The organism is Streptomyces sp. CA-288835 (genome assembly GCF_050936385.1).
Taxonomy (GTDB): domain Bacteria; phylum Actinomycetota; class Actinomycetes; order Streptomycetales; family Streptomycetaceae; genus Streptomyces.
Window position 1 is genome coordinate 8299160 of sequence record NZ_JBNJMW010000001.1, and the last position, 17480, is coordinate 8316639.

Annotated in this window: 15 protein-coding genes; 5 read left to right on the forward strand and 10 right to left on the reverse strand. The window is 70.4% G+C overall.

What is annotated here, in order from left to right; all coding sequences use genetic code 11:
- Position 1: 1 nt before the first annotated feature.
- Positions 2-352, reverse strand: a complete 351-nt coding sequence (locus ACQEVY_RS37530) for a hypothetical protein (RefSeq protein ID WP_432954086.1) — start codon at positions 350-352, stop codon at positions 2-4.
- A 253-nt stretch (positions 353-605) separates the two neighbouring features.
- Positions 606-1814, reverse strand: a complete 1209-nt coding sequence (locus ACQEVY_RS37535) for a S8 family peptidase (protein WP_432954088.1) — start codon at positions 1812-1814, stop codon at positions 606-608.
- 315 nt (positions 1815-2129) lie between these two features.
- Here ACQEVY_RS37535 and ACQEVY_RS37540 point away from each other — a divergent pair, with 315 nt between their 5' ends.
- Positions 2130-2939: an SGNH/GDSL hydrolase family protein gene (locus ACQEVY_RS37540; RefSeq protein ID WP_432954090.1), complete on the forward strand. Its 810-nt coding sequence runs from the start codon at positions 2130-2132 to the stop codon at positions 2937-2939.
- A 21-nt stretch (positions 2940-2960) separates the two neighbouring features.
- Here ACQEVY_RS37540 and ACQEVY_RS37545 read toward each other — a convergent pair whose 3' ends face one another.
- The 4 genes from ACQEVY_RS37545 to ACQEVY_RS37560 all read right to left on the reverse strand — a co-directional run bounded on the left by ACQEVY_RS37545 (position 2961) and on the right by ACQEVY_RS37560 (position 9826).
- Positions 2961-4598 (reverse strand): serine/threonine-protein kinase, encoded by a 1638-nt coding sequence (locus ACQEVY_RS37545; RefSeq protein WP_432954092.1) that lies wholly within the window; start codon positions 4596-4598, stop codon positions 2961-2963.
- Positions 4599-4642: 44 nt separating this feature from the next.
- Complete coding sequence (locus ACQEVY_RS37550; protein ID WP_432955606.1) at positions 4643-6418, reverse strand: urease accessory protein UreH domain-containing protein; 1776 nt, start codon at positions 6416-6418, stop codon at positions 4643-4645.
- A gap of 77 nt (positions 6419-6495) precedes the next feature.
- A complete protein-coding gene (locus ACQEVY_RS37555; RefSeq protein WP_432954094.1) occupies positions 6496-7998 on the reverse strand; it encodes a tetratricopeptide repeat protein in 1503 nt (500 codons plus the stop codon).
- Between the two features lie 268 nt (positions 7999-8266).
- Complete coding sequence (locus tag ACQEVY_RS37560; RefSeq protein WP_432954096.1) at positions 8267-9826, reverse strand: DUF4331 domain-containing protein; 1560 nt, start codon at positions 9824-9826, stop codon at positions 8267-8269.
- A gap of 259 nt (positions 9827-10085) precedes the next feature.
- On the opposite strand from ACQEVY_RS37560, the gene ACQEVY_RS37565 reads away from it, so the two are divergent.
- The 3 genes from ACQEVY_RS37565 to ACQEVY_RS37575 all read left to right on the forward strand — a co-directional run bounded on the left by ACQEVY_RS37565 (position 10086) and on the right by ACQEVY_RS37575 (position 11840).
- Entirely contained in the window at positions 10086-10631 is a 546-nt protein-coding gene (locus ACQEVY_RS37565) for a sigma-70 family RNA polymerase sigma factor (protein WP_432954098.1), read from the forward strand.
- A complete protein-coding gene (locus ACQEVY_RS37570; RefSeq protein ID WP_432954099.1) occupies positions 10628-11443 on the forward strand; it encodes an anti-sigma factor in 816 nt (271 codons plus the stop codon). The genes ACQEVY_RS37565 and ACQEVY_RS37570 overlap by 4 nt, the downstream gene beginning before the upstream one ends.
- A gap of 127 nt (positions 11444-11570) precedes the next feature.
- The gene (locus ACQEVY_RS37575) at positions 11571-11840 is read left to right on the forward strand and encodes a hypothetical protein (RefSeq protein ID WP_432954101.1); all 270 of its coding nucleotides are present in this window, start codon (positions 11571-11573) and stop codon (positions 11838-11840) included.
- A gap of 100 nt (positions 11841-11940) precedes the next feature.
- On the opposite strand, the gene ACQEVY_RS37580 is transcribed toward ACQEVY_RS37575, so the two are convergent.
- Entirely contained in the window at positions 11941-12723 is a 783-nt protein-coding gene (locus ACQEVY_RS37580; RefSeq protein ID WP_432954103.1) for an ABC transporter permease, read from the reverse strand.
- On the reverse strand, positions 12720-13676 hold the full coding sequence (locus tag ACQEVY_RS37585) for an ATP-binding cassette domain-containing protein (protein WP_432954104.1): 957 nt from the start codon (positions 13674-13676) through the stop codon (positions 12720-12722). The genes ACQEVY_RS37580 and ACQEVY_RS37585 overlap by 4 nt, the downstream gene beginning before the upstream one ends.
- A 63-nt stretch (positions 13677-13739) precedes the next feature.
- Here ACQEVY_RS37585 and ACQEVY_RS37590 point away from each other — a divergent pair, with 63 nt between their 5' ends.
- Positions 13740-14447 carry a TetR/AcrR family transcriptional regulator gene (locus tag ACQEVY_RS37590; protein WP_432954106.1) on the forward strand — a complete coding sequence of 236 codons (708 nt, stop codon included), beginning with the start codon at positions 13740-13742 and terminating at the stop codon, positions 14445-14447.
- A gap of 5 nt (positions 14448-14452) precedes the next feature.
- Here ACQEVY_RS37590 and ACQEVY_RS37595 read toward each other — a convergent pair whose 3' ends face one another.
- Positions 14453-15703, reverse strand: a complete 1251-nt coding sequence (locus ACQEVY_RS37595; RefSeq protein WP_432954108.1) for a serine hydrolase domain-containing protein — start codon at positions 15701-15703, stop codon at positions 14453-14455.
- A 110-nt stretch (positions 15704-15813) separates the two neighbouring features.
- Complete coding sequence (locus tag ACQEVY_RS37600; RefSeq protein WP_432954110.1) at positions 15814-17019, reverse strand: type ISP restriction/modification enzyme; 1206 nt, start codon at positions 17017-17019, stop codon at positions 15814-15816.
- Between the last annotated feature and the right edge of the window lie 461 nt (positions 17020-17480).

Sequence of the window (17480 nt, forward strand, 5' to 3'; positions counted from 1 at the left end):
GTCAGGAAGCCTGTCTCTTCACCGTACGGCCGCGCAGGCGCCGTACCAGGACCAGCAGGAGCATGAGGGAGCTGAGCGCGGTAACGACCGCGATTCCACCCTCGACCGACCACCGGTGCACCGCCAGCATGGCCTGGGCGACCAGGATGTTGACCGCTACCGCTGCGGACAAAGACGCCACGATGCGGCCGAACGGTTCCAGTCCGCGCAAACTGGCCGCAACTGCGGTCCCCGGCGCGGCGAGCAGGAAGAACAGCGTGAACGGCGCACGCAGCGGTGAGTCCGCGTCAGTGAGCGCCAGCGCCGCACCGACCCCCGCGATCGCCGCGGCGGCCCCCGCGAGCAGTGGCAACAGGTCCCTCCCCGGACCCTGTCGCGACGACCCGTCTCTGCCTGCGGCAGCTGCTTCTGATGAAGATGAACCTGATGAAGATGACTTGATGCGCATGGTCTGCATTGGCGTCTTTGCCCCCCGAAGCGCCGGATGCCGGGCTTCAATGTCGCTCAGCGGGCAGTCGGACGTCAAGATGCGGAAGCGCCAAGTACGAGTTCCCCGGAGGAAGGGATCCTCCGGGGAACTGGCGATGACCTGGGGTGAGTTGGGGCTACGGGACGAGCTTCAGCAGCTTGTTGGGGGAGCCGCTGCCGGGGCTGGTGACCGCGTTCGAGGTCGCGCCGGCCACCAGGGCCGAGGCCACCGACGAGGGCGAGGCCGAGGTGTGGTTCGCCAGGTAGACCGCCGCGGCGCCCGCGACGTGCGGGGTCGCCATGGACGTACCGGAGATGGTGTTGGTGGCGGTGTCGCTGGTGTGCCAGCCCGCGGTGATCGAGACGCCCGGCGCGAAGATGTCCAGCACGGAGCCGAAGTTGGAGAAGCTGGCCCTGGCGTCCGTGTTGCCGGTGGCGCCGACGGTGATCGCCGAGGCGACGCGTGCGGGGGAGTACGAGGAGGCGTTGGCACTGGAGTTGCCGGCCGCGACCGCGTAGGTCACACCGCTCGCGATGGAGTTCGCGACGGCCGTGTCCAGCGCGGTGGAGGCGCCGCCGCCGAGCGACATGTTGGCGACCGACGGGCCGCTGGCGTTCTCGGTGACCCACTCGATGCCGGCGACGACACCCGCGGTGGTGCCGGAACCGGAGTTGTTGAGCACGCGCACCCCCACGATGTCCGCCTTCTTGGCGACGCCGTAGGTGGAGCCCGCAATGGTCGTGGCCACATGTGTGCCGTGACCATTGCCGTCCTGTGCGGTGGTGTCGCCGTCCACGGCGTCGTAACCGTCCGCGGCCCGCCCGCTGAGCTCGCCGTGTGTGATCCGTACGCCGGTGTCGATGACGTACACGGTCACGCCGCTGCCCGCCGAGTCCGGGTAGGTGTACGTGGTCGACAGCGGCAGCGCGGACTGGTCGATGCGGTCCAAGCCCCAAGGGGCGTTGGACTGCGTGGTGTCGGCGAGTTGCACCCGCTGGTTCTGCTCGACCGAGGCCACGGACGGATCGGCCGCGAGTCTCTTGGCCTCGGTCGCCGTGAGGGTCGCCGTGTAGCCGTTGAGCGCGGTGTCGAAGGTCTTCTTCACCGCGCCGCCGTACTCGTTGATCAGTTCCTTGCCCTGGGCGGAAGCGGCCTTGAAGTCCGCGCTCTTCTTCAGCGTGACGATGTAGCTCCCCTTGATCGCGGTGGGGGAGTCCGCCGCGAGCACCCGACCCTGGGCCGGGGCGGCCTGGGCGGGCAGCGCGGTGACCGCCGCCAGCAGGGCGGCGGTGGCGACGGTCGTGGTCGCGGCGATCCGGATCTTCTTGCTGCGCAGTTGTGCCATTACGAGGGAGTCCTCCTCTAGGCGGCGCGCGCCGGGGTGGGGGCGCACGTCTGTGGGGGGTGCGCGCGTGATCGCGCGCACAACCAGGAGCGTTGCGTTCCGCTACCCGGTTGAGACACCAGCGTGATCCGAACTTCCGTGCAGCTCAAGGGAGTTGAGGCTTTGTCACGTTTACGTCACGTGCAGGAAATGAAACGCAGGTGATGTGCGGTGTGACTCCCAGTAAGTCCGGGAAAGCATTGGCATGGACACTTCCCGTCAACTGTGTGCGGTGGTACGCAAGTTATGGCAGAGATCCTGCTAAAGGGAGGTTCCATGCGACGTTCCCGACTTACGGCATACGCGACCTCATTACTCCTCGCCGCCGCATTCGCCCTCACCGGGGCCACGGTGGCGCAGGCTTCGGAACAGTCCGCGGCGACCGGCTATGTGGCCCTCGGCGACTCCTACTCCTCCGGAGTCGGCGCGGGCAGCTACATCGGCTCCAGCGGCGACTGCAAGCGCAGCACGAAGGCGTACCCGCACCTGTGGGCCGCCGCCAACTCACCCTCGTCGTTCCACTTCACGGCCTGCTCGGGCGCTCGTACGGGTGATGTGGTGGCCAACCAGCTGGGCCCGCTCGGCTCCGGCACCGGACTCGTCTCCATCACCATCGGCGGCAACGACGCCGGTTTCGCCGATGTCATGACGACCTGTGTGCTGCAGTCCGAGAGCGCCTGCGTCGCCCGCATCAACACGGCGAAGGCGTACGTCGACTCGACGCTGCCCGGCAGACTCGACTCCGTCTACTCGGCGATCAGCGCGAAGGCTCCGGCGGCCCATGTGGTCGTCCTGGGCTACCCCCGCTTCTACAAACTCAGCGGCAGCTGCGTGGCCGGCATGACCGAAGGCGAACGGTCCGCCATCAACAACGCCGCCGACTATCTGAACAGCGCCATCGCCAAGCGTGCCGCCGACCACGGCTTCACCTTCGGCGACGTCGTGCCCACCTTCACCGGGCACGAGATCTGCTCCGGCAGCTCCTGGCTGCACAGCGTCAACTGGCTGAACATCGGGGAGTCGTACCACCCGAACGCGGCCGGCCAGTCCGGCGGTTATCTGCCCGTGCTCAGGAGCGCGGCCTGACCGACCGGTTGTGAGGCACGCCTACGGCGTAGGGGAGGCCCCGCCCGTTGTCGGGGTCTCCGTCTCACACGTCACCGAGAACGCCACCGAGTCGGACGTCGCCTGTACGGGGCTACGGACCTCGACGCTCATCTCGTTCTCGTAGGTGCTGCCGTCGTTGTAATTCGTCTCCACATGGTTGACCTGCTGGGATGTGTCACCGCCGGAGAACGACAGCGTCTTCCAGCCCGGATCCGAGGGCTCCCCGTGCTGCGTCACCCAGCGGTAGTCGACCTCCGCCGGGGCGCGGCCCACCGTGATCGTCGCCGTGAACGTGGGCGCCTCGGCCCCCGGCGGCGGACAGGCCCCGCTGTACTGCGTGTTGGAGCCCGACAGCGACACCTCGACGGACTGGGGAGGCGGGGAGCTCGTCTGGCCGCCGTCCGTCGAGCCGCCGTTCGTGCCACCGTCCGTGCCCGAAGTCTCGCTGGTGGTCGTACCGTCGTCGCCGCCTCCGCTCGTACCGCCGTTGTCCTCGCCGCCGGTCGTGGAGCCGCCGTTGCCGGTGCCACCCGTGGTGCCACCGGTGCTGCTGCTCTCGTCGCCTCCGCCGTTGTCATTGAGCAGGGCGTACGTCAGTCCCGCGAAGGCGAGCGCGAGGGCGACCAGGCCCGCGATCAGGACGACCGTGGCGCGCCGGGGGTGGCGGGGCTCGGCGGGCTGCGCGGTGGTGGTCGTGGCGGCCGGGGGTGGGGGCGCGGTGTGAGCGGCCGGCTGGGGGTGCGGTGCGGGCTGGTTCGGCTGGGGGAGGGCCGCGACGGTCGGGGCGAAGGCGGCGGCTGCCGTAGGCGTGCCGCCCGCCGCGATCAGGCGCAGGTCTTCCTCGGCGGTCTCGCTCGAGAGCCGTTCGGCCGGATCCTTGCGCAACAGGCCCTCGATGACCGGGGTCAGCGGGCCCGCACGGCGCGGCGGCGGCAGCTCCTCGTCGACGACGGCGCGCAGGGTGCTGAGCGGGGTGTCCTGGCGGAACGGCGAGTTGCCCTCGACCGCCGCGTACAGCATCACGCCCAGCGACCACAGGTCGGACTCGGGACCCGGCGTGCGCCCCAGCGCCCGCTCCGGAGCCAGGAACTCCGGCGAGCCGATCACCTCGCCGGTCATCGTGAGCGCGGAGCTGCCCTCGACCATCGCGATGCCGAAGTCGGTGAGGATGATGCGGTCGTCGTTCGACATCAGTACGTTGCCGGGCTTCACGTCGCGATGCAGCACCCCGGCCTCGTGCGCGGCACGCAGCGCGGCCAGCACCTCGGCGCCGATGTGCGCGGTGCGCTGCGGCGACAGCGGGCCCTCGGCGTCCAGCAGATCGTAGAGAGAGATGCCGCGGACCAGCTCCATCACGATCCAGGGGCGGCCCTCCTCCATGGCCACGTCGTACACCGTGACCACGTTCCGGTGCGCGACGCGGGCCGCGGCCCAGGCCTCGCGCTCCAGGCGCGCGTACATCCGCTCGACCTCGGGGGTGGGCAGCCCGGCCGGGGCGCGTACCTCCTTGACGGCGACCTCGCGGTGCAGCACCTCGTCACGGGCGCGCCAGACGGTCCCCATGCCGCCCTCGCCCAGCGGGGACAACAGACGGTAACGCCCCGCGATCACCCGTTCACTGCGTGCCTCTTCCGACACGGACGTCCCCCATTCGCAACCGCACCATTCTGAACAAAAGTAGCTCAACCGAGCGCGGTTGCCGCCCCCTGGAGTACCAATCCAGCCCCAAGGGCCACGACGACGAACGCGGATCCGAGGGCGACGTTCCTGCGTACGAGTGCGGCCACCGGACCGCCGGTCCAGCGGGGGCCGTTCTCCAGCAGACGGCTGACCCCGCTCCCCAGCTTGACCACGGCGACCCCCGCCGCCGTCAGCGTCAGGGCGAGGCCGACGCCGTACGCGAGAACGAGCAGGAACCCGAACCAGGCCTTGCCGAGCGCGGCGGCGCCCACCAGGACGACGACGGCGGACGGGCTCGGCACCAGCCCGCCCGCGAAGCCGAGCAGGATCGTGCCGCGCACGGTGGGCGCGATCTCGTGGGTGTGGGTGAAGCCGCCGTGGGTGTGCGTGTGGGTGTGGCCGGCGTGGGTGTGCTTGTGGTCGTGGTCGTGGTCGCGGCCGTGCTTGTGCCCGTGGCCGTGCGCCTGTGCGTGATCGTGGTGGTCGGTGTGTGCGTGGTGGTGGCCGGGCGGGTGGGGTTCGGTGCGGGCGGGGGCTTCCAGGAGCGCCGAGGCTTGGCCGGGCGCGGAGGTGCGGGTTCCGCCGTCCGCCGCGTGGGTGTGGGCGAGTACGAGAGGGCGCTCGTGCTGCTCGGCGTGTTCGTGGGTGTCCCCGTGGTGATGGGTGTCGCCGTGCGGGTGTTCGTGGTCTTCGTGGTCGTGAGTGTGGCCGTGCCCATGCCCGTGATCGTGGGTGTGGCCGTCTTCGTGACCATGGCTGTGGTCATGGCCGGGAGCGTGCTCGTGCCGGTGGGCCCGGGCGCGCCAGGCCTTGCGTACGAGCGTCAGGCCGGCCGTCATCACCAGGGCGCCGCTCGCGATGCCCAGCCACGTCACCACCGAGGGAGCCGCAGCCGAGCCGGCCGTGACCAGCAGGCCCAGCGCGACCACGCCCAGGGTGTGGGTGACCGTCACAGATGCGGCCAGGGGGAGGACGTCGCGCATGCTGGCCCGGCCGCCGCGGGCCGCGGCCGTCGCGGCCATCAGCGTCTTGCCGTGACCGGGCGCGAGCGCGTGCATGGCGCCCAGGACCACCGCGATGACGAGGGCCAGCGCCGCGAAGCCCGTACTCAGGTCGTGGCGGGCGACGAGATCGTCCAGGGCGCGGGTGAACCGGTCGGCGCCGCGCGGAAGTATGGAGGAGGCGGGGGCGTCGGCGTTCTCCTCGGCGAGGGCGGGACCGCCGGGGCGGACCGTCAACGACGCGGTCGCCGTGTCCTCCGGGGACTGCAGCAACTCCTCGGGGTAGCTGGTCAGTTCGCGGGACACGGACTTCGTGGGGACGTCCGAGGAGGCGAGGGTCATCCGGTCGCCTCGCGCGGTGACCTCGCGCCAGCCGGGCCCGTTGTCGACGGAGGCGCGGAAGCCGAGGGAGAACTCACCCTTCGGCAGCGGCGCCGTCCACCGGCACTCCACCCGGAGCGTCTCGAGCCCGGCCTGCCCTGGCCGCACCTGTAGGCGGCTCTCGCCGGCCTTCAGCGCGACCTCGCGCCCGTCCACGGTCACCCGGCTCTTCCCGGCCGCCGTCGCGCACCGATCCCGGGCCCAACTCGCCTTGCCAGCCTCCTTGATCTGAGGCTTGGCCTGGGTCGCCGGGATCTCCGCGAGGTCCTCCACATGGTCGATCCGCAGCTTCTCGGGACCGATGACGAGTCCGTCGTACCGGTTGACGGTGAAGTTCCCGAGCGGGTGCGCGGCCGCGGTCCCCGCGGGGACGAGCAGCAGAGCGAGGGTGCCCATGAGAACGGCCACGCAGGCGGCGAACCGGCGACGGGTCGGGGAGTTCTTCGGGCTCTTCAGGCCTGTGGACGCTGTGCTCACTTGGCACCGCCCAGTTCGTTCAGGGCCGTACGGGCCGCTTTGGCGCCCACCGGGGAGAAGCCCGGGTTGAGTTCGAGTGCCGCCGACAAGTTGTCGCGGGCTTCCTTCTCGTTGCCGTTGGCGTGTTCGATCATGCCGCGGTGGTAGAGGAAGGTGGCGTCGCGGTAGCCGGTGGCCGTGGCGCGGCGGGCGTAGGGGAGGGCTTCCTCGTCGCGGCCGTTGACGTGCAGGGCCCACGCGAGGGCGTCCGCGGTGTGCACGGTCTCTCGGCGGTCCCACTCCGCCTTCGCGGCGCGCAGGGCGGACTCGCGGTCGCCGTGGTCGGCTGCCGCGAGGGCCGTGTCGAGGTCGGCGTTGACGCCGTTCGCGCGAGCCAGCGCGGTCCACGCGTCGACCAGGGCGTACTGGTCGCGGGCCTTCGCCTTGTCGCCCTCGGCGCCGCGGGCCTCGTACAACTCGCCCAGCGCGACCAACGGACCGGGCAGCGGAAAGCCGGCCACGACCTCCTCCATGCCGCGGATCGCCGCCGCCTGGTCGCCGTTCGCGGCCTGCGCGCGGGCGCGGCCCTCCAGGGCGGGGAGGTAGGTGCGGTCCGCTCGCAGCGCCCGCGTGTAGTGCGTCAGCGCGGTCTCGTACTCGCCCTCGCGCCAGGCGAGTTGGCCGAGCGAGGTCGCCACGTACGCCACGTCTCCGGGGGCGGTGGCACTGGTGAGCGCCTGCTCCAGGACGCGCCGCGCGGTGGGTACGTCGCCGCGCAGCTCGCGGACGTAGGCGTACCGGGTGAAGACGGGGATGCCGGGGCGCCGGGCGTCGGCCTCGTCGGAGGCCTTCGACGCCTCGTCGTAGCGGCCGAGTTCGACCAGGGCGTCGATCCGCGAGGACAGCGCCCGCTCGTTGTACGGGTTCTCCTTCAGCGCGTCCTCCGCGTACCGCAGCGCCCCGGGGAAGTCGTGCCGCGCGGCGGCCAGCGCCGCCCGGCCCGCGAGCGCCGGGTCGTTGTCGGGCTTGAGCTTCAGCGCACGGTCCAGCGCGCGCTGTGCCTGCGGATAACGCGACGGGTCGCCGTTGGTGCGCGCCTGCTCGACGTACGCGACACCGAGGGTGGCCCACCCGCTGAAGTCCTTGGGCTGCCCCTTCAGATGCCCCTGAAGCGCGGAGATGCTTTCGTTGAGATTCCCTCCGGCCAGCAGCTCGGGCGCGGTCCCGGGCACGGAGGCCACGGCCCTCACCCCACCGTCATCCCGGGACCCCATCACCACGGCCCCCGCGGTCATCGCAACGGCGAGGGCCACAGTGCAAGCGGCCAGCCGCACCATCCGAGCCCGCCGCGACTCGGGCGCCGCTTCGGGGCGGCCCGGTGCCGTCGTGTCTTCGGCGGCGTCCGGTGTGGGCTCTGTGGATTCGGGCGTGTCCTCGCCCTCGGTGGGCGCGGCGGCGTCCGTACGAGCCGTCTGCTGCTCGGCCTCGACGGCGCCGTCCTCGTTCTCGCGCGGGGACATGCCCTCTCCTCGATCTCCCGAAGGTGCGGTGGTACGGAGTTGAAGGCGCGGCCCGCGCCGTGGGGGAACGGTGGTTACGGGCCGCGCCGGTTTGTGGGGGGACTTGCGAAGTCCGGGTGCGGCACCGCGCCCTTCAGGAGCGCGGGGCTGCGTCGATATGCGGCTCCGCCCCGATTGGGGGCGCGACCAGCGCCCCTTTAGGGGCGCGGGGAACTGCGCGACCAGCCACAACGGACCCGCAGTTCCAAACCGCACAACCAGCGGATGCTTAGTAGTAGCCGCGGATCCGGCGCCGGCTGCGCCACCACATCAGGCCGGTGCCGATCAGCAAGAACCCGGCCGCACCAGAAACCGCCGACACGGCGATCAACGTGGTGTCGTCCATGCCACCGATGTTGCTGCCACTCGTACCCGTGGGCGTCAGCGCGTCACCGAGCTGGTTGCGCACATCGCCCTTGGTGGCGTCCGTGCCCTTGGCCAGCGGACCGCGCGAACCCTCGGTCGGCAGTGCGACGAACGGGAAGGACTTCTCGAATTCCTTGTCGTTCTTGTTGACCGCGTCGCCCAAGTCGTTCTTCGCGCCGAGCAGTTCACCCTCGACGACCTGAAGCGAGGCGTCGATCACGTCGTCCGTGAGCCGGCGCCCGTTCGGGAAGCCCGCGTTGTCGCCGTCCAGCACACCGAGCCGCTTCGGCTTGGCCGCCGGCTTGATCGAGGTGTTGAGCCGCAGCATCTCCGAAGCCCGTACGTGCGGCGGCTGGTTGAGGTCGGGTACGCCCTTCAGGAAGACGTCCACGAGGTCGTTCCTGGGCTCGTCCGGCGCGGGGATCTTGTAGATCGCCTCGATGAGCTTCGGCAGCTCCGGCTCCGTTACGTTCTTCAGGAACTGGCCGTCGTCCCACGGCGCGGACGCGTTGAACGTGTCCTTGTCCTTGATCGGGTTGACGACCTCGTTCACCAGCGGGTTACCGAGCCGCGAGACCTGCCTGAAGTGCCCGTCCGCGCCCTTGCGGTTCGTCGTCGCCCAGATTCCGACGACCGGCTGCTTTGCCGACTCCTGGATGAACGAGTTCGGCAGCTGCAGGGCGATGGAGTTGACGTTGTATTCCTTGAGAGTGTCGTTGCCGACCTCCGACAGGTTCCCGCCGTACAGCAGGTCGAAGACCCGCAGGTCCGCGAAGAACGGGTCGTCCGCCTGACCCGCGAAGGTCTTGGCGTCGTACGACCCGAGCTCCTTGACCGCCTGGTCGCGCAGCTTGGCGTAGTCCGGCATGGACGCCTTGCCGACGTTCGACGGCGCGACCGGCACATCGTCCGCGACGTACGTCCGCTTCACGGCCTTCTGGTCCTTCAGCTGCAGCAGCTGGAGGTCGTAGGTCTGCGTGATGTTCAGGTCGGGGTCGTCCAGGCTCTCGACCGGCCCCGTGTTGTACAGGAAGCTCTTGTCGTTCTTGACGTGCGTGTCGAACGTGTAGCGGAAGAGCAGGTCGCCCTGCGCGTCGCCGTCCTTGTCGATGTGGATGTCGTACTGGGCGTCCTCGGCGAACGTGTAGAAGTTCGGTCCGCCCGCCGGCTCCTCGAAGGGGATCACGTTCGCGACGATCGTCGTCGTGTCCGGGGCGTCCGGGCTCACGAACGCGTACAGGTCCGTGTTGTCGAACTGCGGCGTCCCCGAGATCAGCGGGGCCTCCCGGTGGCTGGAGGCGCTCGCCTCCTGAGGCGCGAGCGCGGTCACGCCTGCGGCTGCTAGCGATCCGGTAGCCAGCGCACCACAGACGAGGGTCGCGAGGCCCCTGCGTCCCACGATCCTGCGGGTGTTAGGTGTCATGCCGTCCGTCCTCTTACAAGCTGCGTTCCGGCGGTGATGGCGAGGGACGACGGACGGGCCCTGTCCGTTCGGCCTTGCGCTCTTGCCGCGTGTTTTCTTGCCTGACACACGCCATTCGGCGCCGTCGGCCGGGCGGATTGGTTTGAGTTTCACTCGAGTTTTTCGACGAGTTGATCTGCGGACCCATCCGAACGGGCGTCGGCGCCGAATGCTTGACTGTCGGCACAGGCCGACACGCGGCCGGGAGAGGGGGTTACGGGTGCAGGCGGACGAACTTCTGGTGCTCGTGGCCAAAGGCGACCAGAAGGCTTTCGAGGATCTGTACGGACTGGTGTCCGGACCGGTCTTCGGTCTGGTGCGCCGCGTGGTGCGGGACCCGGCCCAGTCGGAGGAGGTCGCCCAAGAAGTGCTGCTCGAACTCTGGCGCTCCGCCGCCCGCTACGACCCCGGCCGAGGCAGTGCGCTGTCCTGGGTCCTCACCCTCGCGCACCGCCGCGCCGTCGACCGGGTGCGCAGCGCCCAAGCGGCCGGCGAACGCGAGATGCGCGAGGCCCAGCGCAGCGCCAACGGGCCCGCCTTCGACCAGGTCGCCGAGGAGGTCGAGGCAGGCCTCGAACGCGAATGGGTACGCCACTGCCTGGACCGGCTCACCACCCTGCAACGCCAGTCCGTCACCCTCGCCTACTACGACGGCTACACGTACCGTGAAGTGGCCGAGCGACTCTCATTACCGCTCGGCACGGTCAAGACGCGCATGCGCGACGGACTCACGCGGTTGCGCGAATGCCTGGGAGGTGCCGTATGACCGTCCTCTTCAGGCGCGGCGAACTACATTCGCTGGCCGCTCCGTACGCCCTCGACGCCCTGGATCCTCGCGAACAGCAGCGTTTCGAGAAGCACTTGAAGCGCTGCGACAGTTGCGCCTCCGAGGTGCGCCTGCTGCGCGAGGACGCGGTCCGCCTCGCGTGGAACACGGCCGCCCCACCTCCGGCCGCGATGCGCGACCGGGTTCTCATGGCCGTACGGACGACACCCCAGGAGGCCGCTCCGGGGCAGACCGCCCAGGGTCCGCAGCCGCATCAGCGGGCCAGACAGCAGCCGCTGCCCGGGATGCGTGCCGTACGGCCGCGCCCCTCGCGGCTGCACGGTCTGCTGTCCCCGCTCGCCGCCACCACGGCCGCTGCGGCGCTCGTCGTGGCCGCGCTGTTCGGCGTCCAGGCGTCCCGCACGCAGGACCAGCTCGACCAGCAGCGGACCCAGGCACGTGAGATCGCCAACATTCTCGCGGCTCCTGATGCCGCCGCGAGTGCTGGACGCGTCTCAGGTGGACAGAGCATCAATGTCGTCGCGTCCGCCTCGGAGCGCGCCGCCGTGGTCACCCCAGCGGGCCTCGGCAACCCGACGAACGGAAGGGTTCACCAACTGTGGCTCATGCGACCAGAGGTCCAACCGCGCTCCCTGGGCCTGTTCGAGGGCGACACGCCCTTGCTCGCCACGGATTTGAATCCCGACGCGACCTCACTCGCTGTCACCGTCGAGCCACAGGGCGGCTCTCCACAGCCCACATCTGCACCAGTTGTCCAACTCGCCCTGAATTCAGTCGGATTCGGAGAGTAATCGTCGGAGTAATCGTCAACGGCCTTATGGGGAAGGTGAATCCTGCGCCCGGGATACACGAGTGTCATGAGGGAGCGATAGGGTTAACCTGCCCGGGCCGGGTGCCCTCGTATGGGTGGGGAGTGACATGGAACAGATAACAATGCGTGGCAGGGCGCGAGTCCCTGCGATCACCTGCGGGAGCAGCGCGACGAGTTCGCGCCTCGACCGTCATCTCTCGGTGCTGGGTGGCCCCGCCATCCCACAGGGAGAGACGACCGAGGCGACCTCGCTGATGCGTGAGCTGACCGCACGTGACCACACGCAGGAGCGCAACAGCAGGCGCGCACGAGTGCGGCGGGTCTCGCTCTTCGCCCCCCTGCGCCGACTGCGCCGTTCCCTGTTCGGCGGCCGCTGACCAGCGCCCCCGGTCGCTGACCGGCAGCCGAACCCGGACACCTTCGCACCCGCTTCCCACCCGCGGTGCGAAGGTTTCACACGTTCACAGGAGTTGACGCTCAGCGTCCGCCGGTCGCGTACCGGCGGACGGCGAGCGGCAGGAACACCGCGATCAGTACCGCGCACCAGGCCAGCGATCCAGCCACCGGATGCGCCACGGGCCAGGCGGCACCCTCCGGCACCGGCGCATTGCCGAACAGGTCGCGCACCGCCGTCGTCACCGCGCTGATGGGATTCCACTCGGCCATCGTGCGCAGCCAGCCCGGCAGATTGTCCGTCGGAATGTACGCATTCGACAGCAGCGGCAGGATGAAGGTCGCCCCACCCAACTGCCCCGCCGCCTCCTCGCTCTGGGACAAGAGCCCGAGCAGGATCCCGATCCAGGTCATGGCGAAGCGGAACAGCAGCAGCAGGGCGACGGCCGCCACGGCCTCCAGCACCGACCCCTCAACACGCCAGCCCACCGCGAGCCCGACCAGCAGCAACGGCACCATCCCCGCGGCGGTCAGCACCAGATCGGACGCCGCCTGGCCGAGCGGCACCGCGGCCCGGCTCATCGGCAGCGTACGGAAGCGGTCCATCACGCCCCGGTGCGAGTCCCGGGCCGCGTCGAACATCCCCGTCATGATCCCGTTCGCCGCGGTCGCCACCAGCAGCCCCGGCACCAGGAACGAGCGGTACTCGGCGCCCGGCATGGCGAGCGCGCTGCCGAAGACATAGCCGAAGAACAACAGCATCGTGATCGGCATCGTCTGAGTGAGGATCAGCAGCCCGGGATTGTGCCGGACCCGCTGAAGCTGCCGGCCGAGCATGGCCGTGGTGTCGTACGCGAGGGCACTCATGCCACCAAGTCCTTACGGTCGGTCGGGCGGTCAGTCAGGCGCAGGAACACGTCGTCGAGGCTCGGCGGGCGCAGACTCGCGTCGAGCAGCGGCACGGATGCGGCGTCGAGTTCGCGCACCAAACGGGGAAGCGTGAGCGTCGGATCGGTGGTGACGGCGCCGACGGCGTGCCGCTCACGATCGAAGTGCGGTTCGGCGCCGGTGAGTTGATCGAGTACGACCGCCGCCGCGGCCATCGCGTCCGCATGCGCCACGACGACTTCCGCGTACGAGCCGATGAGCGCCTTGAGCGCGGCGGGCGAGCCGGTGTGGGCGACCCTGCCTTCGTCCACCAGCGCGATGTCGTCGGCCAGTTGATCGGCCTCCTCCAGATACTGCGTGGTCAGCAGCACCGTCGTACCGTCCGCGGCGAGGTCACGCACCGCCTGCCAGATCTGGTTGCGGCTGGCCGGGTCGAGCCCGGTCGTCGGCTCGTCCAGAAACAGCACCTCGGGCCGCGTGATGAGGCTCGCGGCCAGGTCGAGGCGGCGCCGCATACCGCCGGAGTACGTGGACGTGGGCCGGTCCGCGGCTTCGGTGAGCTCGAAGCGGTCGAGGAGGTCGTCGGCGCGGGCATGCGCCTTCGGGACGCGGCGCAGCTTCGCGAAGAGCCGCAGGTTCTCCCGCCCGGTGAGGTCGCCGTCGACCGAGGCGTACTGGCCCGTCACGCCGATGGCGCGGCGGACCGCGTCCGGCTCCCGTGCGAGGTCGTGCCCCGCGATCCGCGCGGACCCCGTGTCGGGCCGCAGCAGCGTGGTCAGGACCCGTACGGCCGTGGTCTTGCCCGCGCCGTTCGGCCCGAGCAACCCGCAGACCGTGCCCTTGGCGACCGCGAGGTCCAGCCCCCGGAGGGCGTGGACCTCCCCGAAGCGCTTCTCGAGCCCTTCACTAAGTACAGCGTACGTAGAAGTCATGGCTCGACCATAGCGCACTACGTACGCTGTACGTAACTAGGATGGTCACGAGGTGATCGACAGATGGCAGCACGCGGGTCCGAACCCGAGGTGATCTGGGCCCGAACCGAGCGCACGGGACGCGGCCCGCGCCCTGCGTACAGCCGCGCCGACATCGCGGCCGCCGCGGTGCGGATCGCGGACGAGCGGGGGCTGGACGCCGTCTCGATGCGCCATGTGGCGGCCGAACTGGGCTGCGGCACGATGTCGCTCTACAACTACGTGCCGCGCAAGGAGGACCTGTACGAGCTGATGGTCGACGCCGTCGCCGCCGAGCAAGAGCTGTGGGAGCCGTCTGGCGACTGGCGCGCCGACATGCTCCGGGTCGCCCGGCAGGCCCGCGCGCTCATGCTCCGCCACACCTGGCTGCCCGCGCTGATGTCCCCGGTGTACGGATTCAGCCCGAACGCCCTGCGCTATCTCGAGCACTGCCTGGCCTGCCTGGACCCCTTCGAGGGGACGTACGGCACGAAGTTCGAGCTGATCGCGATGATCAACGGTGTGGTGACGACGTACGTGACGAACGAGCTCGCCACCGCCGAGCGGGCGCGCTCACTGCCCTGGTCGGAGGCCCAGGAGAACGCGGTGCGTGGCCGCTACCTCGGGGGACAGGTGGCGAGCGGGGCGTATCCGCGGCTGGCGGCGGCGTTTGCGGAGGACTCCGGGCCCATTGACATGGAGGCGGTGTTCGAGCGGGCGTTGGGGCGGGTGCTGGACGGGTTTGCGCGCTAGCACGACTACCGTCGGCGTGTGTCCGGACGCTGCGGTGCCTCGCCCAGGACGGTGGAGAACAGCGCGTCGCGGAGCGCCACTTCACGCGGGTCGTCCCACAAGTGGAAGCCGCACCGGTTCATGGCGTAGGCGAATCCGACACCGGTGTCCGGGTCGGCGAAGGCGAACGATCCGCCCAGCCCCATCGTGCCGAACGCCGTGCCCGCGGAGGAGCCGAAGCGGAATCGGGGAAAGGGCTTCATGTAACCGAGGGAGTACTGGGTGTCGACGCGCAGCACCTGGTCCCGCGGCCCTTCGGCAGGAGGCCGGGCGGCATGGGTGAGGGCCTCCACAGTGGCCGGGTCCAGGCCGAGGGCCTTGCCTCCGGTCGCGGCATCGCCGTACAGCTTGGCGATCGCACGCACCTCGCCGATGCCGTTGACGGCGGGTATCTCCAGGGCGCGCACGTCCGGGCGGTTGAAGGCCTCAACCTTGCTCAACTCCCGGGGATTGCTGAACGCCCGGGCGGAGAGGCTGCGCGGGTTGCTGAACGCCAGCACGAACGGCAACGGCATCTCGCCGACGTGCAGGAGCATCTCGTAACCGGCGAAGCCGTGGATGTGCGCGATCCGCTCCGGATCCACCGTCGAAGGCAGGCCGATGTGGAACTCCGCGTCGAGCGGGGCGGCGATCTCCTCGGCGAAGTAACGGCCCAGGCTGCGTCCTCGGGGGTCCACCCGGCGGATCAGTTCGCTCTCGTAGTAGCCCAGTGACTGGCCGTGGTAGCCGTGCCGCGTCCCCGGTGTCCACGCCGGGCGCTGCTCGGCCAGTGCAGCGGACAACACGTGCGGATCCGCCAGGTCCGCCAGCGTCAGCGGCCGGTCGATGACCGGCAACCCGGCTTGGTGCGACAGCAGTTGGCGCACTATGACGTCACTTTTGCCGGCCTCGGCGAACTCGGGCCAGTAGGCGGCCACCCGTTCGTCGTAGCTCAGCAGTCCGCGGGCGTGGGCGACTGCGACCGCCAGTGACGCGATCCCCTTGGTGGTGGAGAACACCGGCACCAGCGTGTGCTCCTGCCACGGCTCTCGTGTCAGGCCGTTGCGGTAGCCACCCCAGAGATCTACGACCTTGACCCCGTCCCGGTAGACGGCACACGCGGCACCGACCTCTTTGCCGTCGGCGAAGTTTCGCCGGAACGCGTCCGCGACGGCACCGTAACCCTCATCAACGGCGCCGCGGACGAGGTCCATCGGCACATCGATCTTTAACACCATGCGACGACGATAGAACGTGCTCCCGACGGGCTGACTTCGAGGCCGACGGCCCTGGGCCGGCCGCACTCATGTCACGGCCCGGCGCCGATCAGCAATCGCCGACCGAGCCCTTAGATCAGCGCGAACTGGCCCTCCGGGCCTTCCTCGTGGTGGTCCAGTACCGAGGCGGGCTTGCGCGCCGCGTCCGGCACTGGGAGTACGCCCGCCTTGCGCAGCTCGCTCGCCGTGACGGGTGCGTCCATGGCCAACTCGGCCTGCTGAGGCCGCAGTTCCGCCAGCAGCGCCAACACCGTGATCAGTTCCAGCAGTTCGGACGTCCAAGTCTGGGGCCACGTGGTGGGGCGGATCGCCTCCAATGTGCCGGGCTCCGGGGGAGTGGTCCGGGCCGTGAACCACTGGTCCAGGACTCGTACTCCGCCCACCTCGAAGTCCCAGGCGGCGGGCGGTACGGGGGAGATGCGGCCCTCGTCGAGGTGGAGGGTCTCCTCGTCGCGGTCGTAGTGCAGTTCGAGGGGGCGGGCGGGGAGCGGGGCGCGGACGTACGGGCGGCGGCCGCCGGGGAGTTTCGGGCGGTCGCCGTCGCGGCGCATCAGCCAGAGCATGCGGTGGCCCAACTCGGTGCCGTACGCCCAGAGTTCGGGGGCGGCGGTGAGCGGGACGGTGCAACCGTCCGGGCCCGGGCGCGCCACCGCCACCGTCCAGGCGAGGACGTCGAGCGGGGCGGGGGAGTGGCCCAGGCGTTTGGCGAGGTGGTCTACGAGGCCGGGGGCGAGGTTCGGTTCGAGGCCGCCGGGGCGGCGGTACAGGGGGTGGATGCGGCCGGGGCGGGCTGCGGGGGCGTTCTTCGGCTGGCGCGGCTGCGGCGGGAGTACGGGGAGCACCGGCGCGACGAGCAGCGGGGGGCCGTCCGGCGCGGGCGCCTGCTCGACGGCGAACACCTGCTGGTCGTCCGCCACCCGCCATAGCTCTGGGCGGGCCGCGTCGATCAACCTGTGGTCCGGGATCAGCCACTGCTCGTCGAAGGGGCCCAGCAGTACGCGTACGGGCTCCGCGCAGGGGCCCGATGCGCGGGCCAGCCGGCCCGTTCCGCTGGACTGGCCTGGCAGTTGGGCCACTGCCGAGTGCAGGTTCCGTGCGCGGGTGATGCCGAACAGGGCCTCTCTGTGGGGGCCTTCGGCCTTTACGAACGTGTCCCAGCGGGCTTTCAGGGACGCCGCGTCGGGGGCCGTCGGCCACGCCCGGCCCAGCCGCGGCGGTGCGACGGACCACGGCATGAGGTCCGCGAGCAGCGGGGCGTCGTGCGTCACGCTGGGCATGGTACGACGACACTCCGTTGCTTGTCGGGGGCGCCTGGCTGGGGGCGGGTTCGGTGCATGGGCGACGGCGGGTCCGTCGTGGCGGTTCTCTTCCCCAGCCCCGCCCCTTCCCGAAACTGGGGGCTGCGCCCCCAGGCCCCCGTCGGGGGTGGGGCGCCTACGGCGGGTGGGTGGGGCCTATTGGGGTGGGGTGGCATGTTGTGTCGCGGGTGCGGGTGCGTTGTGGCTGGTCGCGCAGTTCCCCGCGCCCCTAAGAAGCCTGCGACTGCCCGCACCCTGACGAGCAAGCGAACCGACAAGCCCGCACCTCGACGAAACCGGCACTCTCCCGCCGGTGGGAGGGGGCGTGGGCCGGTGCGTCGTATGTCCGTCGCTTAGCTTCGGTCTGGGCACAGTTGCGCCCTGTGTCAGCAAGGGGTCGTATGCCCTGTTGGCGACGGGCTGATGCACCGGACCGCGGC